The following is a 23,827-nucleotide window of genomic DNA, read 5'->3' on the forward strand; positions in this document are numbered from 1 at the left end:
TTATTTGGAACCCACATCGTCCGGCATGCATACAGGGGAAAAGCTAACCACATGTTGACGATAGAGTGCACCCCGCACTCTGTGGAATGTAGCGTGAAGTCTCCCTCCTCTGCTCAATGCATGCATGACTACGCCTGCGATCTGCATTGTGTTCGCCAAGAATGTCAGGCGCATTCGCCGCTTACAGGAGCGGTCGCAAGAGCAGCTTGCGGAGGATGCGGGCCTTCATCGCACCTATATCTCGGCGCTCGAACGGGGCGACAAGCGGAACCCCTCGATTGTGGTAGCGGACAAGCTAGCTAAGGCTCTAGGCGTACCAATCTGCGATCTATTCGAGCCGAACTAAGCCGTTGGCATTAGGACGATAGTAACCTCGCCTAGGCATGTTGGGGCAATGGCGACTGCGCAGCCCTCTCAAATCAGACGAACGCCGATGCAATCTGTTGCAGCATGGCGATACCAGCGATTTGCGGCGCAGTTTCCTGACTTCATTGCCGAAGTGAGCCGTATCAGAAAGCGGCGCGATGCCGCACTGGAACGGTTGGCTGCAAGCGATAGGCGGACACAGCGAAATGCGATCCGCAAAATCCTGCATGACAGATCAAACTATATCCCCGACTTGATCCGCGCCCTGAACCGAACCTCGCGGCTGGGCCGCTGCACGCCAAGCTCAATTAAGGCTATGGCGTCCGGGATCAACGTATTCGCCCCGTGTTATGAGGCTGTCAGAAGTGGGGCGGTCACAACCGGCCCCCGGCAACGCATCGTACAGTCATTCGGCCCCATAAAGCGGGCACAGCAGCGTCTTGTCGCATCTGTGATCCGCGCCATCCATCCTTCCCATGCGAGCCAGTATCTGCTCGACAGGGGGATGACCGCAGCCCTTCGGGCTGTCGAAGCAGCCTGCGCTCGCGGCTTCACTCATGCAGTCGAACTGGATGTTGAAGCCTTCTACGGGTCCATCCCTAGAGAGTGCTTGGCTGGCCTGCTGTGGCCCTTACCAGAGGCCGTCGTTGACAACGTGCTTTGGGACGAAACCCTTCGTGCGAACGTCAATGTGTCTACGGGTGTCATTACGGTGGCACGGGCTACTCCTCCCCTCGGCGAGCATGTGGGCTTGTCGTTAGGTGCCGCGTCGTCTCCGGTTGTTGGAGAAGTGTTGATAGGCCGCCTGCTGGCCGACCCCGCCGTTGCTTGCGACGGCAACATCATCACATATGCCGACAATCTGCTCGTCCTTGGACGGTCGGAAACGGAAGCGATAGCGAGAGCAGAACACCTGATTGCTGTGGCCGCAAGGCCGGACCACGGCTCGTTGAGGCTGAGGGAGCGGGATCGCGGGCATTGCCTGCCTCTAAATTCAGTTCCAGGCGCATTTAATCATGGCATCCCCTTCCTCGGCCAGTTGGGCCACGTCGTCTCACCCGGCCAGTTTTCGTGGGAGCCATCGCCAACCAAGCAAGAACAACATCGCATCGCCAACGCCGATCCGCTCCCATCTCTTGACGAGATTGCCGCCGCCGAACGTAAGGTAGCTGCCTTCCATCGCGCCTATCCTTTATGGTTAGACCGTGATGCGCGTGAAGCCGAAGTGCGGGCAGAACTTGCGTGTGTTCGGTTTTTTCATAACCCGGCATCGGTCGAAGCCCTGAGTGTCGCGGCACACAGCCTCATACTGGCGTTTTTGTTGGGCGGCTCAGAACGTGGACTGGATGAATTGGTCCCATACGATGGAGACCGACGCGGAAGCCCCCGTCAAAGGCTAATCGCCGAAACATCTCGCATCTGGACGGTAATGCAGGATTTTAACGAACCGACTAATCAAGCCGCTTAACATAGTCTCTGCTCCGGCCATTGCAGTTGATGGAAATTGCGTGGCAGCGACTGGACGAGGCCGGGACAAGCAAGCAGCACAGGGTGATCGAAAACGTTAGGCGAGGCATAGCCGCATTCGCGCAGATGATCGGCGATGGCATAGGGCTCCCTCGGAAGGAGCGTGAACCACTCGTCATCTGACCCGGCATGACGCCTGCACAAGTTAGCCCATTCAGCACGACAACGAAAACGGCGGTGTATGGCCATGTGGCAGCTATGGCAGACAGCGACTGAACGCGTGGGCTCCCCGTACATCTCGCTATGTAAACTGACCCGATGTGCGCCGCCGCATATCGAGCATCGCGCCGGAGCCATCATGCTGCCAGCATCGATCAGCCATCGTGTAACTTGCCAATGTCGGATGCGTTCAACAGGGCTGAAGCCGTTGTACCATCGGACAAGCGGCCACCGCCATTCCGGCAATCGGTCGGGTGCCCACGGTCCGGGAGGTGAGAGTATCGCCACCGGAAGTGCAGCGATCAAACGCTCGGGATCGAAACTCACCGTCGCCCGCCATAGTGGTCCAACTCGATCATCAGCGCTTCGATTTTCCGCATACCTTCGCGGACGTGGGCCACGAGGGCTGAAACCATATCGGCGGACACGCAGGGGGCCTGACCTTCGACTGCCACAGAATGGGTATCCTCCAACACGATGGTGATCTCGGCGAACACGCGCCGGGGGTCTCGCCGCCTCATGCAGCAGTACTCTGGGCGAGAAGGCGATAGACGCTCGCTCTGCTGATCCCGACCTGTGCGGCTATCTCGGTCGCACCAGCCCCGGCCAGATGCAATGCTCTGACCTCGGGTGCCTTGCGCCTAGCTGTCGGCGCGCGGCCCTTGTAGCGCCCTTCTTCCTTAGCGCGGGCTACGCCGATTTTCTGGCGTTCGAGCATAATGGACCGCTCGAACTCCGCAATCGACCCGAGCAGGTTCAGCATCAGTTGCCCGGTAGGTGTAGCGGTATCAAGGTTCAATGAGAGGATGCGAAGAGCGACACCCTTTGCCCGAAGCCTCTCTGTGATCGCGACGAGGTCTGCCACGGATCGGCAGAGACGCGACAAGTCGGTCACGACCAGAACGTCCCCGTCACGCACATAATCCAACGCTGCGTCCAGTTGATCGCGCTGGGCGACCGACGAAACCATCTCTCCGAAGGTCTTGGTGCAACCAGTTGCAAGGAGTTGCGCCTCCTGCGCCTCATACCCCGCAAGTTGTTCGGCAGTCGATGATCGACGATAGCCTATAAACATCTGATTATCCTGCATTATCTTGGAGTTGACGATGCAGCCGATAGCGCCGGAAGTCACGCAGTTGTTTGAAATGTTGACGAAAAAAGTTTTCCGTCTCTCTTGCTTCATGGTGACGGCGGAATGCTCGCCAGTTATCTGTGCCGGAACTTGGTCCGGGAGAATGCGATGAAACAAGCTGACCGCATTCGCGCTTTCGTGATGCAATCTTTAATCGCCCCAGCCCAAGCGACGGGTCGCACGGCTTTGACCATCAGGGCTGGCGACGTTCACGCGAGCATCGGATTAGCCAACGCACATCAGGCAGTTTGCAACGTCCTGCGTGGACGCAGACTGCAAGATGAGGCTCACATCAAGCTAACCGGGCAGGATGGGCGGCTCAACGGCGCTAATGTATGGTTTCACTTCGACCTAACCTGCGCGCCGTTACAACCAGCATCTCCGTCACCATCGCCAGCCCGTGCAGCACCAGTGCCAATAGGTCGTATGTCGCCCATCAGCCTGCGCGGCACGCTGGTCTTGATCTCCTGCACCAAATCGAAGCTGGACGATCCTGCGCTCGCGGCAGACCTCTATTGCTCCCCGGCATTTCGGTTGAAGCGGCGGATGGCGGTGCGCGACAATGCCGACTGGATCATCCTGTCTGCCGAGCACGGTCTCGTCGAGCCAACGCAGATGATCGCTCCCTATGACACCGCGCTGACCAAAATGGGGATTGCAAATCGCCGGGCATGGGCTGCCGAGGTTTTGCCGCTGCTGTTGCCGAGAGCCAAGTCCATCGGTCGCGTGGTGGCGCTGGCGGGCAGCAGCTACATTGACCACCTTCTCGGACCGCTGGCGGATGAGGGTGTTGAAGTGATGCAGCCTCTAAAAGGGCTCAAACAGGGGCAGCAACTCGCATGGCTGAAAGCACAAGCATGAGCAGGCTTGCCGATCTCCAGACCTTCTATGACCTGTTGAACGATCTATCAGCCCGGCTGGGTGGAGCCCTCCCGCTATCCGACGTGCTCAAACAGCCCGTGTCGGCGCGCGGCGTCTACTTCTTCTTTGAGGCGGGCGAGAGCCGGGCGGAAAGCGGCACAGGTCCGCGCGTAACCCGTGTCGGCACGCATGGCCTGACGGCGGGGACGACATCCACCCTGCGCGGTCGCCTGCGGCAACATCTGGGCACCCGCTCTGGAAGCGGGAACCACCGTGGGTCGATCTTCCGCTTGCTGACCGGAGATGCGCTGATCCTTGCCGGGGCTGAGCCCGCATGTGCCTCGTGGGGCAGCAAGGATGTTGCCAAGCTCGGCTTGGACCGCGCTACCGTCAAGGCGATTGAAATGGCAACGGAACAGGCTGTCAGCCGCCGCATTGGCGCGATGCCGGTCCTGTGGCTGAACATTGACGATGAGCCCGGCACGGACAGCCTGCGCGGCCTGATCGAGCGCCATTCCATAGCCCTGCTTAGTAACGATGGCAAACCGCCTATCGATACAGCATCGAGCGGCTGGCTTGGGCATCATTCCAGCAGGCCGCGCGTCAGGGCATCGGGGCTATGGAACCAGAACCATGTCGATGAAGCCCATAACCCAGCCTTCCTTGGGGAACTGGAGCGCCTGATCTTACGTGCCGGTCGCTGATCCTGCCTGCAACCCGTTGCACCGCTCTCACATGATTTTAGATGTTGTGGGGCAGTGTCCCACTAGGGGCGACACCGCCCTAGTGGGACACGGTTCAGCGAAAAGGCCGATGTCCCACATGGGCAGGGCTGTGTCGGACCGTGCTTGGATGTCGCTGCGCCGATCCCGTGCTCGCGGATGTTCGTATTCCATTCCGTCAATTTTTGACGTAGACTTCGGCTTTCGGTAGGGGGGCAGATGTCACTTGAACTTTTCGCGGATGAGCATCCTGCGTTTTCCTCTGCCGCATCCTTGTCAGACGCCGAAGGTCGCGCAGTGACAACCGAGCCGTCGAGGTATTTTGTGAAAAGGATGGAGCAAGCCCCATCGAAATCTCAATCCGTTCTTGCCGGTGATGACGACGAAAGCTTTGGCGGGGCCAAGGCCTCCGCTAAGCGAAAGCCGGCAGCTCGCGCATCCACTCTTAGGACTGGTTTCGGGGATTTGGCGGAGGTCAAAGTCCCGACGCATAGTAGTGCCGATCTGATCCTTGCACATGAGAGCGCAGTTACGCTCACGGGAGTTGCAGAGGAGTTTCGTCGAGGAGATGAAATTCGTAGGCACGGTTTGCGTGTTCGGTCCAAGCTGCTTTTTTGCGGACCTCCCGGCTGTGGCAAATCTCTTTGCGCAGAGGTAGTAGCGAACGCATTGAAAATGCCTCTCGTGGTGGCGCGAATTGATGCAATTGTAGCATCGCACCTTGGAGAAACGGCTACCAACTTACGGAAAATATTTGACGCTGCGCAGGCCCGATCAGTTGTACTATTTCTTGATGAATTTGATGCAATTTCTCGCGCCCGTCAGGATGCTACTGAACACAGCGAAATTCGTCGAGTGGTCAATAGTCTACTAATGATGATTGACCAATTTTCCGACAAGAGCCTGATGATTGCAGCCACAAATATAGAGCAGTCTGTGGACCGCGCGATTTGGCGACGATTTGATGAAGTGGTTGTTTTTGAGAAACCAGCAATAGGTCAAATTCGCCAACTTCTCAGATTGAAAACGAAAAACTTTCCCGCTGATTTCGATATTACCGCCTACGCAAAAGAATTTTCCGGCATGTCATTTGCTCAAATCGAACGCACGTGCCTAAGCGCGATTAGGACTTCGATATTAAGTCACAAAAAAGTAATTAGTTCACGATTTTTCGAGGCAGCCTTAGAACATGAAAAGCAGCGGGCGAATATCGAACAGGCGCTATTGACGTAGCTCAAGCGGTTGAGCAGATTGCCTGAATTGGGGACAGGCGATCTATGGCGAAGTACGACTATCTGCCGCTGAAAAAGCTTGAAGGCCACCTTCAACGGCGAAAACCTAATGGTTTTGGTGGCGGCATCAAACGCGAACCAGCACAGCATGGGCCAAAATTAGCCCATGAAATCGAAGCCGTGCTCGATGAGCATAAAAACGCTCCCACTATCGACGGTGTCGACCCCTCACTTATATTGCGTATAGAGTTAGCAGGTTTCGTTGATGAAACGGAGTGGACACGCTTAGGCTTAGTTGTTTTGTCCGAGGATCAGGACAAAACCCTTCTTCTGTTTGCCAACGACAAAGAACTCAACGAGTTCCGCCGCAAAATCGAGGCCTACCAAGGCGAACTACCCCTTGGGCAAAAAGCGCCTAGCTATGCCGGGCTTGTCAATGCGATCGAACAGATAGGCACGGCACAGCCGGAAGATAGGATCGGTGCGAGCCTTTCAATGCTCGGCTTGACAAAACTGGATGACATTAATGACGGCGACGAATTTCTCGTTGATGTCGAACTTTTTCATCCCGGCGATAACTTCCAAGCAGATATTTTTGTATTTCGACTTGAAAACACAATAGCAGCCGCTGGCGGAAAAATACTCAACACTTACAGCGGCGACAATCTTCTCCTTTGCCGTATGGAGGCGTCCGGCATCGCGCTAAAAGCAACACTTGGTATGCCCGAAGTTGCTTCAATCGAATTGCCGCCTCAGCCGGATTTACAGGTGGAGGACGTTGGCGGCATCACAGTTGAGGCGGTACACGCTGGCAGCGCACCAGAGGGCGGGGCCGTTGCAATTGGTGTCATCGACAGCGGTGTAAATTCTGGTCACCCGCTACTTGCCCACGCGATGGGGGGCAGCGTTGTAGTTCACGGCGCTTGGGCGGATGCTGATGAAAAGGGCCACGGAACTTCTGTGGCGTCCGTAGCAGTTTTTGGCGACGTAGGCGCAAGAACAGCGGGCAACGAATTTGATGCGCCTTTTTGGTGCGCGAGTGCCAAGGTCGTCGATCACAACGGCGAGTTTCCAAAAGAGATAACCGTACCGGAGATCATGGAAGTCGCTATCAGGCGTCTCCACGCCGATCATGGCTGCCGCATATTCAACATTTCGCTGGGCGATCCTAACTTAATCTACGCGAATGGCCGGGTAGGGATTTGGGCAGCAAAACTTGATGAACTCGCCCGAGAATTAGATGTCCTATTTGTTGTCTCAACCGGCAACCAAGGTAATCTCACTACCGATCATGGCGAAGACATCATCAAAAATTACCCGTCATACCTACTTAATCCTAGTTCCCGAATTTTGGACCCAGCCACGGCTGCGAATGTTCTTAGCGTAGGGTCAATAGCGCACGCCAACGGGTTGGACGAAGACGACGACGATCTTGTCGGCGTGAGGCCTATTTGCGGTGCGGGCGAGCCAAGCCCCCTCACGCGCTCCGGGCCGGGCGTAAGAGGTATGATCAAGCCAGACCTTGTCGATTACGGAGGAACAGCAGTCTGGGACGGTCCAACAAAGGCGTTAGTGAGCGGCAGCAAGAAGTCGTCAGCCGGTGTTTGGACATTTCACCACCAGCCTGTTGAGCGTCTATTTCGTGCTCGATCTGGCACATCGTTTGCGGCTCCAGCGGTTGCGCACAAGGCTGCAATCGTACTTGCTGATAATCCTGGCTTTCCAGCGAACTTCATTCGAGCAGTGTTAGCATTGTCTGCGGAATTGCCGCCAGCAGCCGATAAAATACTTTCACCTCATGGCAAGCAGGCACCGCTAATGCTGTGCGGGAACGGCATTGCAAACGTCGATAATGCGGTAGGCTCGGACGACAGCCGGGTAGTCTTCTATGCTAACGACGAGTTAGAACTAGATCGCTTTGCCGTTTTTGAAGTGCCTGTTCCCGAGGTTTTTCAAACCACCAAGGGCACGCGCCAAATTAGCGTATCTTTGGCATTTGATCCTCCCGTCCGTCGAACGCGAGCGGATTATCTCGGTCTCACCATGGGTTGGCGCTTGCTGCGTGGAACCGACGAGAAGGCTGTCTTCGATAATTTCCGCCATTGGGAAAAGGCCGAAGGTGAGCCGCCCGAATTTCCTAAAAAGTTCACGTGTGACACTAATCCCGGCCCGCAGCTTAGAGAAAAGGGAACCTTACAGCGGGGCACTTTCACCGCTAAAACAGACATCTCTAACTACGGAGACACATACTACGTGGCGGTCTGGTGTCGGCGGCGGTGGGCACCGGATGGAATTGAAAAACAACGATTTTCGCTCGCAGTCGAACTTCGACACTCGGCTGACATCCCCCTGTATTCCAAGCTGACCGTCCCTCTCCCGCTCCCGCTAAAAGCTTAGCGCAAACTGGAAGACACCCCACGATCACCTTCAATTCCGACCGCGACTATCATCGCGCTTTCCCCAGCCTCCTGCCTCACCCGAAGAAGGCCAGGCAGGCGGTTTTCTCTGCCGAGGCGCGATGATCCTAAGTCCCGGATAGCTTACTGTTAAGACAGCATCCCGCAGCTTCTCAACCGGGTATTTCGATCCATAGTTCTTCGACACACCAGCGGACCACCTGCCGACAATAGCATTGCCGATGGGTGTATCATGCAGGTCCGCACGGCGAAGCGCATCCTCGAAACTATGGCGGAGACTGTGAAACGATAGGTTGCGCCCCTTAAGTTTGAGCGACTTGATCTTGCGCGAAAACCACTTCGAGGTGTTATCGCCCCACTTACCCACTTTATCACGCTTCACTTCCGCGAATAGCTGTCGTCGCCCAGATTTGCGAGCGGCGAGCACAAAGTCCCAAAATCCCATTGCTACGAGGACCGGATGTACCGGAACGCGCCTGCCTTTGCCGCCCTTGATGTGTCTTTCACCGGGCCGGTGAACGAAGTCGAATAGTTGCACGCCGTCAACTTCGATCATTTCCTCTACCAACTGGCCGCAAATATCAGTGAGCCTTGCCCCGGTATACAGCCCAATCAGCGGTGCCCAATAGCGGGAAGGGTTTGGATCGCTTGGATCGAAAGGCTCCGTCCACGGTGCGGTGGCGAAGATGGCATTGAGGTGCTCTGTAGAGAACGGATGACGCTTTTCCGCAGGGTCGATCGGGTCCAACACGTCGATCCCTGCCATAGGGTTTCCAGCAATCCAGCCCTTTTCTCTGCCAAACCGCACGATGGCTGCGAACTTGTTGAGGTGTCCATTGATCGTCGCCGGACTGATGACTGGCAGCGCCTCGACGGCTGCAATCTCTATGACCTCGAGGATGGGTCGCCCTTTCGTCGCCGGATGCTTCTGGTAATTGGCGGGGAGACGACGCAGCACCGAACGCACGTTGTTACAGAACTCATCGTCGATTTGATCTAGCGGCGTCTCTTTGCCGCAAACCTCCTCAATCACCCGGTTGATGATTATGTAATTCCGTCGAGTGGACGGGGACCACTTCTCATCTCGATGCGCGGTAAACCTGACGATCAGATCACCTAGAGCCAGCGACCGCTGCTTTCGCTCGGGCGGCTGGTTTCCGAACATCGGGTCAGCAACAGGATCAACGCCCATTTTGCCTTCTAGCCGCCGAAGTTCGTCCCTGTAGCATTGAAGGCGAGCACGCAGCATCGTCCGGCAGAGATGCTCAAATAGCGGGCTGCTTGCGTCTACAACCCAGCCATGCTCCTCACACAGCCATTCCGCATTGGTGGCCATGCTATCCCAAGCATCGTAGGCGTGGGCCGCAACATGGGTTTCGATCATCACCCGGAAGCCCTCTGCACGATCGCGCAGTTCGCGAGGATTATTGCCGACAGGGTCGGCCACCGTCCCGCGCATATTCACGGTCATACGCTTAAAGTGGGCATAGCATGCGGCGTCAATATCCTCGACCGTAGGCTGCTCACCGGACAAGATCGGCGCTGCAACGGGTTGCACCGCTCCAACTCGTGCTGCGTCAATCTGGGCAAGGAATTCCGCAACAACAGTATGAGAATTGCGCTTCGCTACCGACAAATCGCCCCCGACGGACTTTTTGAACTCGCGCTTGCCGATCAGACTTCTCACATCGTCAGGTATTTGGACCCTAACAACGAACCGAGTGCCCCGTTCGTAAAGGTAATCACAGCCGGGTACGGCCTTCATATTCCGGCTCACTTGCGGTCCTCCGTTAGGACCAGCATTAGTACCAAAACGTCAAGAAAACCCGAACAGTTCTGCGGGTTTGGCGGCAAACCGCCATTTTGAGGGAAAATGGCGCACCCGACAGGATTCGAACCTGTGGCCTCTGCCTTCGGAGGGCAGCGCTCTATCCAGCTGAGCTACGGGTGCAGTGCAAGGGCGACTAGCAGAGCCTTTTCAGGCTGACCAGAGCCAATCGACTCTTGCACAGAACACATAATTTGCACCTTTACCTCTTTTACGGGTGAGCAAGCACCCAGGCGCATCTTCAGCTTCATGAACCCTCCTCCCTTTGGCACCGCTTCCTTTGGCACCGCGGGCACGACCGGAACCGGTCATCACCTTCCCCGCCCCTGGCCGGGACAATTCGGACAAGGAGGCGGTGACTCGCTGACGATGAAATGGTCGGCTTTGCACACGGCCGGGCGCGCCGTCGCAGGCATCGCAGGAATCTCGCAGCCCGTGATGACCGCCCACCTGAAGCAGGTTCCCGGTCTGCTGCGAGACCTTCACGGCCCTCGCCGCGAAATCGCGGAGCAGGGTATCTCCGACCTTTGCGCAATCATGGAACCGGGACTCGCAGCGCTTCTGGCAGCTGTCGCGCGGGGCACGCATCCTGCAGGCGCAGCGCGGTGCCTGTGGCAGGAGTTCTGCACGGCCCGCGATGCCATTGCCGCGCTGGTTCCCAAATCCTCGCTGCGGTGAACGCTCGCAACTTCCAGCATCATGTCATCTTGATTGTTCGCTATTTGTTCTAGATAATGCGGACATGGCTGATCGCGATTCGCTGCCCTCACTTCCCGCCCTCCCTGAAGCGCCGACGGCCAGCAACGTCGCACGCGGTATCGCACGGCTGTTCGCGCGCAATGATATCTGGTGCCTGCCCGAGATGATCCTGCGTGGCGGCCGCCGGGCCGACCTTATGGGCATCGACAGCCGGGGGCAGATCGTGATCGTCGAGATCAAGGTCAGCCGCGCAGACCTGCTGGGTGACGGCAAGTGGACCGATTATCTCGACTTCTGCGACCGGTTCTACTGGGGCCTGCCCCCTTCGCTCGATCGCGCGCCGCTGGAAGGTGAGGGTTTTCTGCCCGATCGCTGCGGCGTGATCGTCGCTGACGGTTACGATGCGGAGATCGTCCGCCCCGCTCCGCTGCACCAGCTTGCCGCCGCGCGGCGCAAGGTCGAGATGGAGCGTCTCGCGCGTGCCTCGATGCGCCGGATGACCACGCTGCTCGATCCCGAAACCGCCGCATGGGCCCGCGATCAGGGGTAGGCGATCACTCTTCGCGTTCGGTCTCGCCCGAAAACTGCCCGAGCGGCTCATAACGACGACGCCCGGTACGCGGGTCGAACCAGACCTCGACAATTTCTCCGGTCTCGCTGTCGACTTCCCGCTCCCCCGTGCGTTGCCATGGACCGGAGGCCTCGATCACATCGCGCGCGGGACCGCGATAGCGTCCCTCGGCCAGAACGCTGAGCGCCAGCACCAGCCCGATCGCGATCAGCGGCCACCCGCCACCACCCAGCGTGACGCTCATCGCCACGCCAACCAGCGCGATCACCGCCGCCACAGCAAGGATGAACGTGCGCGCAGCGGTGCTCATGACGCGCCTTTCACGCCCGCACGATCTTCACGGCGGTGCCATAGGCGACAACCTCGTTCATCGTCTGGCCGATCGAGCCGGAATCGAAGCGCATCATCACGACCGCATCGGCCCCCATGAGTCGCGCGTTCATCACCAGCCGGTCGATGGCGTGGCGGCGGGTATCCTCGACCAGCGCGGTATATTCCTTGATCTCGCCGCCGATCACCGAGCGCAGGCCCGCCAGAATGTTTCCGCCAAGGCCCCGGCTGCGCACGACAACGCCAAAGACCTGTCCGAGGCTCTCGGTGACGACATGGCCCGCGACGGATTCGGTGGTGGTGACGATCATGGCGATTTCCTCTCCTGCATTTGACGACGCATCATAGCCGGCTTCACGATCCCGCCAAGAGTCCACCGCGCTTCAAGGCGTTATCTCCAACAACGCAATTATCTTGCGCTGACGGGCAAGTGCGCCTATATCGCGCCCTGCGTCATTGGCGAGCGGACCGTTGTCCGCCGCAGTCCGTGAGCGGCGTGAGGTCCAGCGCGAAGATTTCGCGAAGACCGGCCCGGACGAACATTGACGAGCCAACTGGCTTCCTTCCTCACGCAGGGTCGCATCGTACGAACCCTTGCGACGCGCAGCGCACAGACCCTGCGCCTTGCATCATATCGAAGGCATTTGATGTCCTATTTCTCCGAACTTGGCCTTGCCGAGCCTATTCTCCGTGCGCTCGAAGCCAAGGGCTATACCGATCCCTCGCCGATCCAGCGCAAGTCGATCCCCTCGCTGCTCGAAGGTCGCGACCTGCTGGGTATCGCGCAGACCGGCACCGGCAAGACCGCCGCGTTCTCGCTCCCCTCGCTGCACCGCCTCGCGCAGGATCCCAAGCCGCGCCAGAACGCCGGCTGCCGCATGCTGGTGCTCAGCCCCACGCGTGAGCTGGCCGCGCAGATCGCCGAGAACATGCGCGGCTACGCGAAGTTCCTCAACCTCTCGATCCAGTGCATCTTCGGCGGCGTTCCGGCAGGCAAGCAGGCGCGCGCGCTGGAGCGTGGCTGCGACATTCTGGTCGCCACCCCCGGCCGCCTGCTCGACCTGATCGACAGCCGCGCACTGACGCTGCGCCATGTCGAGATCTTCGTACTCGACGAAGCCGACCAGATGATGGACCTGGGCTTCATCGTCCCGCTCAAGCGCGTTGCTGCGCTGCTGCCCAAGAACCGCCAGAGCCTGTTCTTCTCGGCCACCATGCCGCAGGCGATCGCCGAGCTGGGTCGCCAGTTCATCAACGATCCGGTCAAGGTCGAAGTCGCGCCGCAGTCGACCACGGCTGAGCGCGTCGAACAGTACGTCACGCATATCAACCAGGCCGAAAAGCAGGCGCTGCTGACCATTCACCTGCGCGAGGGTCTGGCTCCTGACGCCGCCGAAAAGGCCGCCCATGGCGCCATCGACCGCGCGCTGGTGTTCACCCGCACCAAGCACGGCGCCGACCGCGTCGTGCGTCACCTGACCGCTGCCGGCATCCCCGCCGCCGCGATCCACGGCAACAAGAGCCAGGCGCAGCGCACGGCCGCGCTCGGCGGCTTCCGTCAGGGCACCGTGCGCATCCTCGTCGCGACCGACATCGCCGCGCGCGGCATCGACGTCAGCGGCGTCAGCCACGTCTACAACTTCGAGATCCCGAACGTGCCCGAACAGTACGTCCACCGCATCGGCCGCACCGCGCGTGCGGGTGCCGACGGCGTGGCCGTCAGCTTCGTCGCGCCGGACGAGAAGCCGTTCCTGCGCGACATCGAGCGCCTGACCCGCGTCAAGCTGGCCCCTCTCGACCTGCCGGAAGACTTCACCGCCAAGGCATCGCGCCTGCCCGCGCCTTCGCGCAAGGCGCCCGAGCAGCAGCAGGGCAACGGTCGCGGCCACGGCGCGCGTTCGGGCGGCGGAAACCGCAGTGACGGTCGCGGAGGCGGCGATCGTCGCAAGTCGGACGGCAACCGCTCGTCGTCGGGCCGCAACGGTGAAGGTCGCGGTGAAGGTCGCGGCGAGGGCCGCAACGAGCGTCGTGGCGGCGAAGGTCGCAGCCATGAGGGCCGCAGCGACAACCGCCAGCCGCGTCGCGAAGGCGGTGAAGGTGGCGAGCAGAAGCGCAGCTTCCGTCCGCGCGGCGGCAAGACCGTCGGCACACACAAGGGCTCGGTCCGCCGCGCGAGCTGAGCCTTTCGCGAACATTCGCAAACACGCGCGGGGTCGAATTCCCCGCTGGATCAAGGGGCACGAGGCGCGCATAAGCATGCGCCATGCCTGACAGCCTCGGCCCCGGTCCTCTTGCGATATTGGCCTCGGTGATCGCCATGACGGCGATCGTCGGGGTTCGTTATCTGCTCACCTCCGGCCTGTTCGCGTGGATCACCGCCCGCGCAAAGCCGGGGCTCTATGCCGGACAGCACCGGCAGATCCGCCGCGAGATCGGCTGGTCGCTGCTGTCCGCGCTGATATTCGGCCTGCCCGCAGGCATCGTGGCCTGGGGCTGGCGCCAGCACGGCTGGACGCTGATCTATACAGACCTGCACGACCGCCCCTTGTGGTATCTCCCGCTTTCGCTGGCGATCTACCTGTTTCTCCACGATACCTGGTTCTACTGGACGCACCGCTGGCTGCACCGCCCCAAGGTGTTCCGCCGTGCCCATGCCGTCCACCATGCCAGCCGCCCGCCGACTGCATGGGCGGCGATGAGCTTTCATCCCATCGAAGCAGCGATCAACGCGGTGATCATCCCCGCGCTGGTCTTCCTCGTGCCGATCCATGTCGCGGTGCTGGGCGTGGTCCTGCTGATCATGACGGTGATGGGCATCACCAACCACATGGGCTGGGAGATATTCCCTCAAGGCCTTATACAATCACGCCTTGGCAAGGGGCTCATCACGGCCAGCCACCACCATCGCCATCACGAGCTCTACCGATGCAACTACGGCCTCTACTTCCGGTTCTGGGATCACCTGTGCGGCACCGATCGCGGGCTTTCGGCGCCCTGATCCTGCTTTCCGGCGCGAGCGCCGCGCTGGCGCTGCCGGTGGTTCCGGCGTCCAGCGATGTCACCGTCGCCGTCACCGACCTGCGTTCCGACAAGGGCCACGTGCTCGCCTGCCTGACCGCGAAACCGGCGGATTTCCCCGATTGCCGGCACGATCCGCAGGCGCGCAAACTCACCGTTCCGGCCAGCGAACCGCTGGAGCTGGACTTCGGCGCCGTGCCCGATGGGCTCTATGCCATCTCCCTGATTCACGACGAGAACAGCAACGGCAAGCTCGACACCGCGCTGATGATCCCGCGCGAGGGCTTCGGCTTTTCGCGCGATGCGCCGGTGCGCATGGGCCCGCCCCGATTCGCCCGCGCTGCCTTTGAAACGCAAGGAAAAGACACCCGCCTCACCATCCGCATGCGCTATATGCTGTAACGGACAGAGCGGGGGTAGAGTGGGGCAGAGGCGCATTTAAGCGTTATTTTACCCCGCTGCGGCAAGGTGGCCCGCGACTTTCAGTGCCGAGGCCCCTTCGATGGATATTTTGCGCGACCCGTACGACAGCCCGGAGGCGCAAACCCGCTCGCCCGAAACCGGCGAGGACGCGTTCGCATCACCGCCTGCCCGTCCGCGTAGCGAGCGGCGCATGCAGGTACGCGCCTACAACCTGTGGGCCAGCCTGCTGAACGGTCGCCAGTTCCCCGCGATCGATGCGCTCGATCCTGAAGGCGACCATGGCTTCGGCCCGCGCTCGGTGCTGCTGCGCCTCGATACCGACAGCGCTGCGGATCTGCCGCAGGCCCGCGTCGTGCGAATCGGTGAGGATCTGGCGCGCGAGGCCGGGCTCGATGGAGCAGGCCTGGATTCCGGCGCCGTCGATGTAGAGTCGATCCCGCCCCGCTCGCTGCTCTCGCGCATCACCGACCATTACCTCCAGATCCTGGCGAACCGCGCGCCGATCGGCTTCGAGGCCGAGTTCGTCAACGCCGCCGAGGCGACGATCCTTTATCGCGGTATCCTGCTGCCGTTCGCCACCGACGATTCGCGGATCGACCATATCTTCGGCGTCATCAACTGGAAGGAGCAGAGCGCCACCGCGAGCGCCCCGGACGCGGCGGCCTCACCCACAGCGCGCACGCAAATCCCCGCGCCGCAACCGCACCTGCCCGCCGCCTTCGCCGATGCCCTGCCGCTTACCGGCTTTGCGCTGACCGACTGGGCGGACGGCCCCGATATCGCAGGCGACTTCGCGATGCCCAGCGTCGGCTTCGGCTTTGCAACGATGGGCGGCAGCGATCCGGTGGACGAGCCCTGCCCGCTGCCCACCGCCGAGCCGATGGGGCTGGCCGACTGGCTGGCCTCTGCCCGCGATCTCGCGCGCGTCGCCATCGAGGGCGAACAGCGCTCGCACCGCGCGCTCTACGAGGCGCTGGGGCAGGCGCACGACTTCGCGTTGGCCAGCGAGGAAGCACCTAACGACTATGTCGAACTGCTCGCCGATGCCGGGATTGCCGTGCAGGCCCGCGCGCCGCTCACCGCGCTGGTCAAGCTGGTGTTCGGCGCCGAGTACGACAAGACCCGCGTGACCGAGTTTGCCGCCGTGCTGGCCTATGCCCGCCGCCTTGGCCTGACGCAGGGCTCGCTCGCCTGCTACCTTGCCCTGCAGGCGGGCGGCATCAAGGCCGTGGTACAGGCCGAACGCGCCGCGCGCCGGGCCGACAGCGGTGCCGCGGCAGAGGCGAAGGCAGCGGCGAAAGCGGATGCCGACACGCAGCTTCGCGAAACCCTGAGCGGCGTCATCGCGCGTCCCCTTTCCACCGCACTGAATGACCATGCGGGCGAGTTCGCCGTACTGCTCACCCGCCGCCTCGAAAGCGGCGAGATCGTCGTGATGGGCGAGGCCAGCCGCGACGAAGACCTGCTGCGCCGCGCCGCAAAACTGCTGACGCGATAAGGCGGGCGGCTACCGCTCACTCTGAGAGAACTGCGTTCACAGCCTCTACGCCCGAAATGGGTGGATAGCGGTCGTTCTCATAATGCCGTCATCCCAGCGAAAGCTGGGATCGCTCTCGGTCAAACGAGACGGTCGAACAGATCGCACCATCCGGGATTGTGCTTTTCGATGAGTTCGATTTTCCACTCACGCTTCCATGCCTTCATTGCCTTCTCTCGGGCAATGGCGGCAATTATCTCGGCGTGTTCCTCCACCAACACCAAGCGTGTAACGCCGTACTTCCGGCAAAATGCCGATCCGCTTCCGGCACGGTGCTGCATCATCCGCAACGCTAGATTGCTGGTCACTCCGATGTACAGAACGCCGTGCGGCTTGTTCGCAAGAATATAGGTCCAGCCTCCCATCCCGCTATCGTTACATAATGCCGGAAGCGATCCCAGCTTTCGCTGGGATGACGACAGGATTTTAATGTCCGCTCGGGGGCGTTTGTGGAAAGTCCGGTTTCGCACCCTCGCGCAATTCCAGCCTGTGCCCCTCCCCCTTGCCGCTTGGCAATACGCCACTTAAGTCCCGGTTCAGGGCTCCGGCGGTTCAAGGGGAGCCCCTGAGGGAGCCCATGCCGAATTTGCTGCCGAACCTGCACCGATCCACGATCCTGCCCCGTCGCCCCGCCCTGTCGGGTTGCTGGAAGCGGGCAGGTGCCGCGCTGGCGGTGCTTTGCGCCTTGGCCGGGAGCGCCGTGCCGGTCGCCGCGCAGACGGTGCTGCGCGATGCCGAGACCGAGGCGTTCCTGCACGATCTCTCCACGCCGCTGATCAAGGCCTCGGGCCTCGACCCCAACAACGTCGACGTGGTGCTGGTCAACGATCCCGAGGTGAACGCCTTTGTGGCGGGCGGTCAGGTGGTCTATGTCAACTCCGGCCTCGTCAACATGGCCGACAGCGCCGCCGAGGTGCAGGGCGTGATCGCCCACGAACTCGGCCACGTCGCAGGCGGCCATGCGATCTACAATCCGGGGGCGAGCGATGCGACGCGCATCTCGATCCTTTCGCTGCTGCTGGGCGCGGCAGCCGCAGCGGCGGGCAGTCCGGCAGCGGGCATGGGCGTGTTCGCGGCGGGCCAGCAGGCGGCAGCGGGCACGTTCCTGTCCTACACCCGCTCGCAGGAGGCCTCGGCAGACGCGGCAGGCGCCAGCTATCTGTCGAAGGCCGGGATCAGCGGGCGCGGCTCGCTGGCGTTCTTCAACAAGCTGCTGAACATGGAATACCGTTATGGCTACAGCCAGAAGGATCAGGACGCGTTCTGGACCACGCACCCGCTGACCGGCGACCGTATCCAGACGCTTTCGGACACCTACGAGCACGATCCGGCGTGGACGAAGCCTGACGATCCGGCGATGCAGACGCGCTTCCTGCGCATCAAGGCCAAGCTGTTCGGCTATCTGGCGACGCCTGCCGATACGCTGAAGGTCTACCCCGAGACCGACAACTCGATCCCCGCACTCTATGCCAGAGCCTATGCCTATCACAAGGAATCGCTGCTCGACCGGGCGCTGGCCGATGCCGATGCCCTGCTGATGACCGACCCGAAGGATCCCTATTTCCTGGAGCTGAAAGGCCAGATCCTGCTGGAGGCCGGACACCCGGCCGAGGCCATCGACCCGCTGCGGCAGGCGACGCAGCTCAGCAACAACCAGCCGCTGATCGCCACGCTGTTCGGCCACGCGATGCTCTCCACCGAAGATCCCGCGCACTATGCCGAAGCGCAGCAGGTCCTGAAGGATGCCGTCGCGCGCGACCGGGAGAACCCCTTTGCATGGTATCAGCTGGGGGTGATCTATGCCCGCAACGGCGATATTCCCCGCGCCCGGCTTGCCAGTGCCGAGCAACAGTCGCTCACCGGCGAGATGGGCGAGGCGCTGATCAATGCGCAGGCCGCCGAGGCAGGGTTGCCAACCGGCTCGCCCGACTGGCTGCACGCGCAGGACATCGAGTTTCAGGCCCGCGCCGAACTGGGCGGCGACAGGAAGAAGTAAGGAGGGGAGTTTTCACTCTCCCCGGCGGTGCGCAGCGCTGAGCTTGTTGAGTTCATCCAGCGCGGTGCGGTCCTCGTTGCTGACGAATTCGCAGGCGAGCAGCGTCTTGCCGTTCAGCGCCGGTCCCTGCCGCGCCACCAGCGAGACGAGGCCGAACTCCTTCATCTGCTGCTGATCGTCGGGCAGCACTCGCGAGAAGCCCAGCGAGGAGGCGCCGAGCATGTGCCCTTCCTCCTGCGTCAGGTGATAGCGCTCTGCCAGCTTCGCCGCGACCTCACCATCGATCAGCACGCCGACGGCAGACCCTGCGAAAACCGCGTCCTGCGTGGTGAAGCCATCGCGCGTGACCGGCTTGGGCAGGCGATAGATCGCCGCGCCCATCGTCGAGGTGTCCGGCTTGGCGAACGTCTCGGCAGCATCGTAGAGATCGGTGGCCGATTGCACCGAATAGGGCGGCTGGCACACCGCTGCGGCGAAGAAATCCTCCAGCGCAGGCGCCGCGAGAGCCGGGGCACCTACGCCCGATGCAGCGGCAAATGCCAGAACGGCGAGCGGGAAACGGCGGAAATACATCGACATGACAGGGACTATAACGCCGGAGCACTGAGGCTCCATGGCTAAATCAGTCTGGCGCAAATCGGCTGGTCGCATGGCCGCGATCCCGTGCTACACACGCCGCGAAGGACGCGCCCCGTTGCGGGCGCCCGATGGATTACGACAAGGGTTTTTCACGTCTCATGGGTACTGCCACCAAGCTCACCGCCGTTTTCGGCTGCCTCGTCCTCGTCGGGATCGGCGGCTGGTCGGCCCGGCATTACGGGCGCGTCGCGGTGGAAGGCGTGGTGCATGACTATATCCTCAATCACCCCGAAATCCTGCCCGAAGCGATGGAGCGCCTGCAGGCCAAGCAGGCCAGCCAGCAGCTGGCAGGCGTGCGCCAGATGGTGGAAACGCCCTTCCCCGGTGCCGTGCTCGGCAACCCGAACGGCAAGGTCACGCTGGTCGAATTCTCGGACTATGCCTGCGGCTACTGCCGCCGCAGCCTGCCCGATCTCGAAGCGCTGATCGCGAAGAACCCGGACCTGAAAGTGGTGATCCGCGAATTGCCGATCATCAGCCCGGCCAGCCCCGATGCCGCCAAGATGGCACTTGCCGCCGCCGCGCAGGGCAAGTTCCGCGCCTTCCACGATGCGATGTTTGCAGCAGGCCAGCTCGATGCGAACACCATCGCCGCCGCCGCGCAGAAGGCCGGGCTCGACATGACCCGCGCCAAGGCCTTCGTCGCCAACCCGGCACTCCAGCAGGAATTTGCGGCGAACATGGAAATCGCCAACCGCCTCGGCTTCCAGGGCACGCCCAGCTGGATCGCGGGCGACCAGCTGATCGCAGGCGCGGTGCCGATCGACCAGCTGGCGCAGGCCGTCGATACCGCGCGCAAGGGTGGTACGGGGGGCGGTACCAACGATAACGCCGGTTTCCAGAGCACGCCCGGCGGCGCGCCGGTTGAAAGCACACCCGGCAACAGCGCAAACAGCTGATCGCCGCACCTCTGACCCTGTTTGCCCCGCTCTCGCCTCTGAAATTTCGGCTTTCGCCGCTTTTCGTCTAGAAATGGCCCCATGAACGTCCTGCCGATCCAGCCCATTCCGTTCTTCGCCGACAAGGACAAGGCGTTCTGGCGCCTGCAGGCAGTCGGCTGGGGCGGCGCGATGCTGCTGCGCGCGCTTTCGCAGATCGCCAACAACCCGCAGCTTTCCATTCTGGTGCTGCTGCTGATCGCGACGATCACCGGGTTCTCGATCTCGCTGGTGCTCTCGGTGATCTACCGCGCGCTGATCGCAAGGCGCCCGGTCGTCACCTGGGGCCTGACCGCGCTGGTGCTGCCCTGTGCCGTGGGCCTGCATGCCTTCATCGACGGCTGGGTGATGTCGCTCTACCGCGCCGACAGCGACGCGTCCTCGACCCAGCTGTTCCTCGGCTATTTCTATCTCGACGCGACGCTGCTGGGCGCATGGTCCGCGCTCTACTACGCGATCAACTATTACCTGCGCATCGAGGAGCAGAACGACCAGCTGATCCAGCTGGAGAACCAGGCGACGCAGGCGCAGCTGGCGATGCTGCGCTATCAGCTGAACCCGCACTTCCTGTTCAACACGCTGAACTCGATCTCGACGCTGGTGCTGCTCAAGCAGACCGAGCCCGCCAATGCGATGCTCAGCCGCCTGTCCTCGTTCCTGCGCTACACGCTGGTCAACAAGCCCTCTGCCACCAACACCGTCGCGCAGGAGGTGGAGACGCTCAAGCTCTACCTCGATATCGAGCGCATGCGCTTCGAGGAACGGCTGCGCACCACCTTTACCATCGAGCCCGATACCGAAACGGTGCTGATCCCCTCGCTGCTGCTCCAGCCGCTGGTCGAGAACTCGATCAAATACGCGGTCTCTCAGCTGGAGATGGGCGCCGAGATCACCATTGCCACGCAGCTGATCGGCGGCACCATGCTGCGCGTCACCGTCTCCGACACCGGGCCGGGGCTACAGACGCCAACCACCGACAACCGGCTCTACGGCATGGGCTACGACGGCAGCGATCCGGTCTCCACCGGCGTCGGTCTTGCCAATATCCGCGATCGCCTGTCGCAGGCCTATGGCGAGAACCACCGTTTCGATACCGTGGAGCCGCCCGAAGGTGGTTTCGCCGTCGTCATCGAGCTTCCCGCCGAGCGCCGGGAAGCAGAAAACGGCGCTTCGACGACAGCTTCGGGCGATTCATCGTCCGGCGACCGTCAACCGGCCCTCGCCGCCCGGTGATCAACCTGCCGTTCAGACAAGGGGCAACACAAAAGGCCCTCACCAGCGAGATCGCAAACCATAGAGATCACGAGCCAGTCAGCGCAATTCAGTCAGCACGAAAAATATCGGCAGGGCGGTGCAACATAATCCGCTCCCATACGTTGCTGGCGCCGGAGACCTAACTGAATGACCATCCGCACCATCCTCGTCGACGATGAAAAACTGGCGATCCAGGGGCTGCAGCTCCGTCTGGAAAAATACCCCGACCTTGAGATCATCGACACCTGTTCGAATGGTCGCGAGGCGATCCGCAAGATCAAGACCGAGAAGCCCGACCTCGTGTTCCTCGATATCCAGATGCCCGGTTTCGACGGCTTTTCCGTCGTGAAGGGCGTGATGGAGATCGAGCCGCCGCTGTTCGTCTTCGTCACCGCCTATCAGGAACACGCCGTGCGCGCTTTCGAGGCGAACGCGGTGAACTACCTGATGAAGCCGGTGGAAGAGGACAAGCTGGACGATACGCTCGCCCGCGTGCGCCAGCGTCTGGCCGAGAAGCGTTCGGCGGACGAGGCCGAGAAGCTCAAGACCGTGCTCGCCGAAGTCGCCCCCGATGCGATCGACGCCATGCCCGAGGAGATCGAGGCCGGTGCCGACCGCTACGAGAAGCTCATCAACATCAAGGATCGCGGCCAGATCTTCCGCATCGATGTCGATTCGATCGAGCATATCGAGGCCGCCGGTGACTACATGTGCATCCGCACCGCCGACAACTCGCTGATCCTGCGCGAGACGATGAAGGATCTGGAGCGCCGCCTCGACCCGCGCATGTTCCAGCGCGTCCACCGCTCGACCATCGTCAACCTCAACCAGGTTCGCCAGGTCAAGCCGCACACCAACGGCGAATGCTTCCTGGTGCTCGGCTCGGGCGCACAGGTGAAAGTCTCGCGCTCCTACCGCGACGTGATCGCCCGCTTCGTCCACTGACACGGGCCGCGATCTGCCGGAATTTTAGGAAGCCGGGCCTCCCAAGAGGTCCGGCTTTTTCGTGGGAGCAGGACGAGTAACAGCTCGCCTCAAGGGAGCAACGACCGCAATCTCGGCAAGCCTGCGCTTTCTCTTTCGTCATCCCCGCAAAGGCGGGGATGACGAAGGAAAGTGGAGAAGCGTATCAAACGCCCCCTTACCGTCGCGGCAGCGACAGGAAGAACGTCGCGATCACCTCGCTCGCATCGATCTGGCGGCTGGGTGCGCCGGTGATCCTCGGGAACGCGCGCATGGTCGAGCCGGGCCAGACGTGGCCGCCGCCCTCCACCGTCAGCACCGTCACCCGCGTTCCCGCCGCGCAGGCGGTGTAGCGCATCCGTATGACCCGCGTCGGATCGAGCGGCGCGCGCACCGGCAGCGGCTCCGGCGCACCGGGCGCACCGCAACCGTTATACCGCGCCCAGAACGCAGCCGTATCGGCCACCGATGTCACCAGCCCACCTTCGCCCCGGCCGCCGAAGTCCTTCACCGCGCCACCGCCATAGGGCATGATCGGATCGGCATTGCCATCGATCTGAAGCACGGCGAGCGGCCTTGCGGGGCGGCAGGCAGCCATGGTCTCCACAGGCAGCGTACCTGCAACCGCCGCAATCCCGGCGATCCGGCCCGAGAGATCACACCCCAGCCTCTCGGCGAACAGCGCGCCATTGGAAATACCGGTGGCATAGACGCGGCCCGGATCGACGCGATAATCGCGTTGCAGCCGGTCGAGCAGGCCCGAGACGAAGCGCACATCGTCCTGCGGGTTCTTGATGGTCGAGCGTCCATCATTCCAGTGCCGGTCGATCCCGTTGGGATAGACGACGATGAAGCGACGCGTATCGGCCACGGCATTCAGCCCGGTCATCCGCGCCATGCCTGCCCCCTGCATTCCGCCGCCATGGAAGGCGAGCACCAGCGGGAAGCCGCCCGACGGCACCGGGCCTTGCGGCACATGGACGGAATAGGTGCGCGCCTGTCCTGCGACTTCGATCGTGCCATCCGGGTCGGCGGCGGATGCGCTTCCGGCCAGCAGGGCCGCACCGGCCATCGCGGCCAGAGTCAGCGGCAAAGTCAGCATCGGTCTCTTGCGCATGGGCGCGCTCCTCTCATTCCTTGCGGTAACGCCCGAGGATAGCCGCCGCGATGCATCAGAGATCGCGGGCTTTGTAACGGTTTATGACCGGACGGGTT

General features: G+C 61.6%; 24 protein-coding genes and 1 tRNA gene. 16 read left to right on the top strand and 9 right to left on the bottom strand.

Features of this window, described 5'->3' with window-relative positions:
* Positions 1–124 precede the first annotated feature (124 nt).
* On the top strand, positions 125–346 hold the full coding sequence (locus AC3EC3_RS08760; RefSeq protein WP_488489252.1) for a helix-turn-helix transcriptional regulator: 222 nt from the start codon (positions 125–127) through the stop codon (positions 344–346).
* 87 nt (positions 347–433) lie between these two features.
* Positions 434–1,834, top strand: a complete 1,401-nt coding sequence (locus tag AC3EC3_RS08765) for an RNA-dependent RNA polymerase family protein (protein WP_488489253.1) — start codon at positions 434–436, stop codon at positions 1,832–1,834.
* 541 nt (positions 1,835–2,375) lie between these two features.
* Here the strand turns inward: AC3EC3_RS08765 and AC3EC3_RS08770 are convergent.
* Both AC3EC3_RS08770 and AC3EC3_RS08775 read right to left on the bottom strand, forming a co-directional pair.
* Positions 2,376–2,549, bottom strand: coding sequence for a hypothetical protein (locus AC3EC3_RS08770; RefSeq protein WP_488489254.1), 174 nt, complete (start codon positions 2,547–2,549; stop codon positions 2,376–2,378).
* A gap of 20 nt (positions 2,550–2,569) precedes the next feature.
* A complete protein-coding gene (locus AC3EC3_RS08775) occupies positions 2,570–3,331 on the bottom strand; it encodes a recombinase family protein (protein WP_488489255.1) in 762 nt (253 codons plus the stop codon).
* 279 nt (positions 3,332–3,610) lie between these two features.
* On the opposite strand from AC3EC3_RS08775, the gene AC3EC3_RS08780 reads away from it, so the two are divergent.
* The 4 genes from AC3EC3_RS08780 to AC3EC3_RS08795 all read left to right on the top strand — a co-directional run bounded on the left by AC3EC3_RS08780 (position 3,611) and on the right by AC3EC3_RS08795 (position 8,396).
* Complete coding sequence (locus AC3EC3_RS08780; protein ID WP_488489256.1) at positions 3,611–4,045, top strand: DUF6884 domain-containing protein; 435 nt, start codon at positions 3,611–3,613, stop codon at positions 4,043–4,045.
* Positions 4,024–4,749, top strand: a complete 726-nt coding sequence (locus tag AC3EC3_RS08785) for a GIY-YIG domain-containing protein (protein ID WP_488489257.1) — start codon at positions 4,024–4,026, stop codon at positions 4,747–4,749. Before AC3EC3_RS08780 ends, AC3EC3_RS08785 begins: the two co-directional genes overlap by 22 nt.
* A 237-nt stretch (positions 4,750–4,986) precedes the next feature.
* Positions 4,987–6,000, top strand: a complete 1,014-nt coding sequence (locus AC3EC3_RS08790) for an AAA family ATPase (RefSeq protein ID WP_488489258.1) — start codon at positions 4,987–4,989, stop codon at positions 5,998–6,000.
* A gap of 44 nt (positions 6,001–6,044) precedes the next feature.
* Entirely contained in the window at positions 6,045–8,396 is a 2,352-nt protein-coding gene (locus tag AC3EC3_RS08795; protein WP_488489259.1) for a S8 family peptidase, read from the top strand.
* A 30-nt stretch (positions 8,397–8,426) separates the two neighbouring features.
* Here the strand turns inward: AC3EC3_RS08795 and AC3EC3_RS08800 are convergent, their stop codons facing one another.
* Positions 8,427–10,181: a DUF6538 domain-containing protein gene (locus AC3EC3_RS08800; RefSeq protein ID WP_488489260.1), complete on the bottom strand. Its 1,755-nt coding sequence runs from the start codon at positions 10,179–10,181 to the stop codon at positions 8,427–8,429.
* 109 nt (positions 10,182–10,290) lie between these two features.
* A tRNA-Arg gene (locus tag AC3EC3_RS08805) sits at positions 10,291–10,367 on the bottom strand.
* Between the two features lie 315 nt (positions 10,368–10,682).
* Here AC3EC3_RS08805 and AC3EC3_RS08810 point away from each other — a divergent pair.
* Complete coding sequence (locus AC3EC3_RS08810) at positions 10,683–10,922, top strand: hypothetical protein (protein WP_488489261.1); 240 nt, start codon at positions 10,683–10,685, stop codon at positions 10,920–10,922.
* Positions 10,923–10,986: 64 nt separating this feature from the next.
* Complete coding sequence (locus tag AC3EC3_RS08815; protein WP_488489262.1) at positions 10,987–11,493, top strand: MmcB family DNA repair protein; 507 nt, start codon at positions 10,987–10,989, stop codon at positions 11,491–11,493.
* Positions 11,494–11,497: 4 nt separating this feature from the next.
* Here the strand turns inward: AC3EC3_RS08815 and AC3EC3_RS08820 are convergent, their stop codons facing one another.
* Positions 11,498–11,824: a hypothetical protein gene (locus tag AC3EC3_RS08820; protein WP_488489263.1), complete on the bottom strand. Its 327-nt coding sequence runs from the start codon at positions 11,822–11,824 to the stop codon at positions 11,498–11,500.
* Between the two features lie 10 nt (positions 11,825–11,834).
* A complete protein-coding gene (locus AC3EC3_RS08825) occupies positions 11,835–12,155 on the bottom strand; it encodes a YbjQ family protein (protein WP_488489264.1) in 321 nt (106 codons plus the stop codon).
* 336 nt (positions 12,156–12,491) lie between these two features.
* Between AC3EC3_RS08825 and AC3EC3_RS08830 the strand changes: the two genes are divergently transcribed.
* From AC3EC3_RS08830 to AC3EC3_RS08845, 4 genes are all read left to right on the top strand, one after another.
* A complete protein-coding gene (locus AC3EC3_RS08830; RefSeq protein WP_488489265.1) occupies positions 12,492–14,024 on the top strand; it encodes a DEAD/DEAH box helicase in 1,533 nt (510 codons plus the stop codon).
* Positions 14,025–14,107: 83 nt separating this feature from the next.
* Positions 14,108–14,842, top strand: coding sequence for a sterol desaturase family protein (locus AC3EC3_RS08835; protein WP_488489266.1), 735 nt, complete (start codon positions 14,108–14,110; stop codon positions 14,840–14,842).
* Complete coding sequence (locus AC3EC3_RS08840; RefSeq protein WP_488489267.1) at positions 14,809–15,264, top strand: DUF2141 domain-containing protein; 456 nt, start codon at positions 14,809–14,811, stop codon at positions 15,262–15,264. The genes AC3EC3_RS08835 and AC3EC3_RS08840 overlap by 34 nt, the downstream gene beginning before the upstream one ends.
* A 100-nt stretch (positions 15,265–15,364) precedes the next feature.
* Entirely contained in the window at positions 15,365–16,783 is a 1,419-nt protein-coding gene (locus tag AC3EC3_RS08845; protein WP_488489268.1) for a PAS domain-containing protein, read from the top strand.
* 119 nt (positions 16,784–16,902) lie between these two features.
* On the opposite strand, the gene AC3EC3_RS08850 is transcribed toward AC3EC3_RS08845, so the two are convergent.
* Positions 16,903–17,187 carry a GIY-YIG nuclease family protein gene (locus AC3EC3_RS08850; protein WP_488488223.1) on the bottom strand — a complete coding sequence of 95 codons (285 nt, stop codon included), beginning with the start codon at positions 17,185–17,187 and terminating at the stop codon, positions 16,903–16,905.
* A gap of 212 nt (positions 17,188–17,399) precedes the next feature.
* Here AC3EC3_RS08850 and AC3EC3_RS08855 point away from each other — a divergent pair, with 212 nt between their 5' ends.
* Positions 17,400–18,818, top strand: coding sequence for a M48 family metalloprotease (locus AC3EC3_RS08855; protein WP_488489269.1), 1,419 nt, complete (start codon positions 17,400–17,402; stop codon positions 18,816–18,818).
* 12 nt (positions 18,819–18,830) lie between these two features.
* Here AC3EC3_RS08855 and AC3EC3_RS08860 read toward each other — a convergent pair whose 3' ends face one another.
* Positions 18,831–19,397: a hypothetical protein gene (locus AC3EC3_RS08860; RefSeq protein ID WP_488489270.1), complete on the bottom strand. Its 567-nt coding sequence runs from the start codon at positions 19,395–19,397 to the stop codon at positions 18,831–18,833.
* Positions 19,398–19,555: 158 nt separating this feature from the next.
* Between AC3EC3_RS08860 and AC3EC3_RS08865 the strand changes: the two genes are divergently transcribed.
* From AC3EC3_RS08865 to AC3EC3_RS08875, 3 genes are all read left to right on the top strand, one after another.
* Entirely contained in the window at positions 19,556–20,356 is an 801-nt protein-coding gene (locus AC3EC3_RS08865; RefSeq protein WP_488489271.1) for a DsbA family protein, read from the top strand.
* Between the two features lie 81 nt (positions 20,357–20,437).
* A complete protein-coding gene (locus tag AC3EC3_RS08870; protein WP_488489272.1) occupies positions 20,438–21,628 on the top strand; it encodes a sensor histidine kinase in 1,191 nt (396 codons plus the stop codon).
* A gap of 168 nt (positions 21,629–21,796) precedes the next feature.
* Positions 21,797–22,594: a LytR/AlgR family response regulator transcription factor gene (locus AC3EC3_RS08875; protein WP_488489273.1), complete on the top strand. Its 798-nt coding sequence runs from the start codon at positions 21,797–21,799 to the stop codon at positions 22,592–22,594.
* Between the two features lie 196 nt (positions 22,595–22,790).
* Here the strand turns inward: AC3EC3_RS08875 and AC3EC3_RS08880 are convergent, their stop codons facing one another.
* Positions 22,791–23,729 (bottom strand): CE1 family esterase, encoded by a 939-nt coding sequence (locus tag AC3EC3_RS08880; protein ID WP_488489274.1) that lies wholly within the window; start codon positions 23,727–23,729, stop codon positions 22,791–22,793.
* Between the last annotated feature and the right edge of the window lie 98 nt (positions 23,730–23,827).

It is taken from the genome of Novosphingobium sp. BAM6 (genome assembly GCF_057784955.1).

Excerpts from the sequence above, each read along its gene's own strand:
- AC3EC3_RS08760 (WP_488489252.1), top strand. The coding sequence starts at position 125 with ATGACTACGCCTGCGATCTGCATTGTGTTCGCCAAGAATGTCAGGCGC.
- AC3EC3_RS08765 (WP_488489253.1), top strand. The coding sequence starts at position 434 with ATGCAATCTGTTGCAGCATGGCGATACCAGCGATTTGCGGCGCAGTTT.
- AC3EC3_RS08780 (WP_488489256.1), top strand. The coding sequence starts at position 3,611 with ATGTCGCCCATCAGCCTGCGCGGCACGCTGGTCTTGATCTCCTGCACC.
- AC3EC3_RS08785 (WP_488489257.1), top strand. The coding sequence starts at position 4,024 with ATGGCTGAAAGCACAAGCATGAGCAGGCTTGCCGATCTCCAGACCTTC.
- AC3EC3_RS08790 (WP_488489258.1), top strand. The coding sequence starts at position 4,987 with ATGTCACTTGAACTTTTCGCGGATGAGCATCCTGCGTTTTCCTCTGCC.
- AC3EC3_RS08795 (WP_488489259.1), top strand. The coding sequence starts at position 6,045 with ATGGCGAAGTACGACTATCTGCCGCTGAAAAAGCTTGAAGGCCACCTT.
- AC3EC3_RS08800 (WP_488489260.1), bottom strand. The coding sequence starts at position 10,181 with ATGAAGGCCGTACCCGGCTGTGATTACCTTTACGAACGGGGCACTCGG.
- AC3EC3_RS08810 (WP_488489261.1), top strand. The coding sequence starts at position 10,683 with ATGACCGCCCACCTGAAGCAGGTTCCCGGTCTGCTGCGAGACCTTCAC.
- AC3EC3_RS08815 (WP_488489262.1), top strand. The coding sequence starts at position 10,987 with ATGGCTGATCGCGATTCGCTGCCCTCACTTCCCGCCCTCCCTGAAGCG.
- AC3EC3_RS08820 (WP_488489263.1), bottom strand. The coding sequence starts at position 11,824 with ATGAGCACCGCTGCGCGCACGTTCATCCTTGCTGTGGCGGCGGTGATC.
- AC3EC3_RS08825 (WP_488489264.1), bottom strand. The coding sequence starts at position 12,155 with ATGATCGTCACCACCACCGAATCCGTCGCGGGCCATGTCGTCACCGAG.
- AC3EC3_RS08830 (WP_488489265.1), top strand. The coding sequence starts at position 12,492 with ATGTCCTATTTCTCCGAACTTGGCCTTGCCGAGCCTATTCTCCGTGCG.
- AC3EC3_RS08835 (WP_488489266.1), top strand. The coding sequence starts at position 14,108 with ATGCCTGACAGCCTCGGCCCCGGTCCTCTTGCGATATTGGCCTCGGTG.
- AC3EC3_RS08845 (WP_488489268.1), top strand. The coding sequence starts at position 15,365 with ATGGATATTTTGCGCGACCCGTACGACAGCCCGGAGGCGCAAACCCGC.
- AC3EC3_RS08850 (WP_488488223.1), bottom strand. The coding sequence starts at position 17,187 with ATGGGAGGCTGGACCTATATTCTTGCGAACAAGCCGCACGGCGTTCTG.
- AC3EC3_RS08855 (WP_488489269.1), top strand. The coding sequence starts at position 17,400 with ATGCCGAATTTGCTGCCGAACCTGCACCGATCCACGATCCTGCCCCGT.
- AC3EC3_RS08860 (WP_488489270.1), bottom strand. The coding sequence starts at position 19,397 with ATGTCGATGTATTTCCGCCGTTTCCCGCTCGCCGTTCTGGCATTTGCC.
- AC3EC3_RS08865 (WP_488489271.1), top strand. The coding sequence starts at position 19,556 with ATGGGTACTGCCACCAAGCTCACCGCCGTTTTCGGCTGCCTCGTCCTC.
- AC3EC3_RS08870 (WP_488489272.1), top strand. The coding sequence starts at position 20,438 with ATGAACGTCCTGCCGATCCAGCCCATTCCGTTCTTCGCCGACAAGGAC.
- AC3EC3_RS08875 (WP_488489273.1), top strand. The coding sequence starts at position 21,797 with ATGACCATCCGCACCATCCTCGTCGACGATGAAAAACTGGCGATCCAG.
- AC3EC3_RS08880 (WP_488489274.1), bottom strand. The coding sequence starts at position 23,729 with ATGCGCAAGAGACCGATGCTGACTTTGCCGCTGACTCTGGCCGCGATG.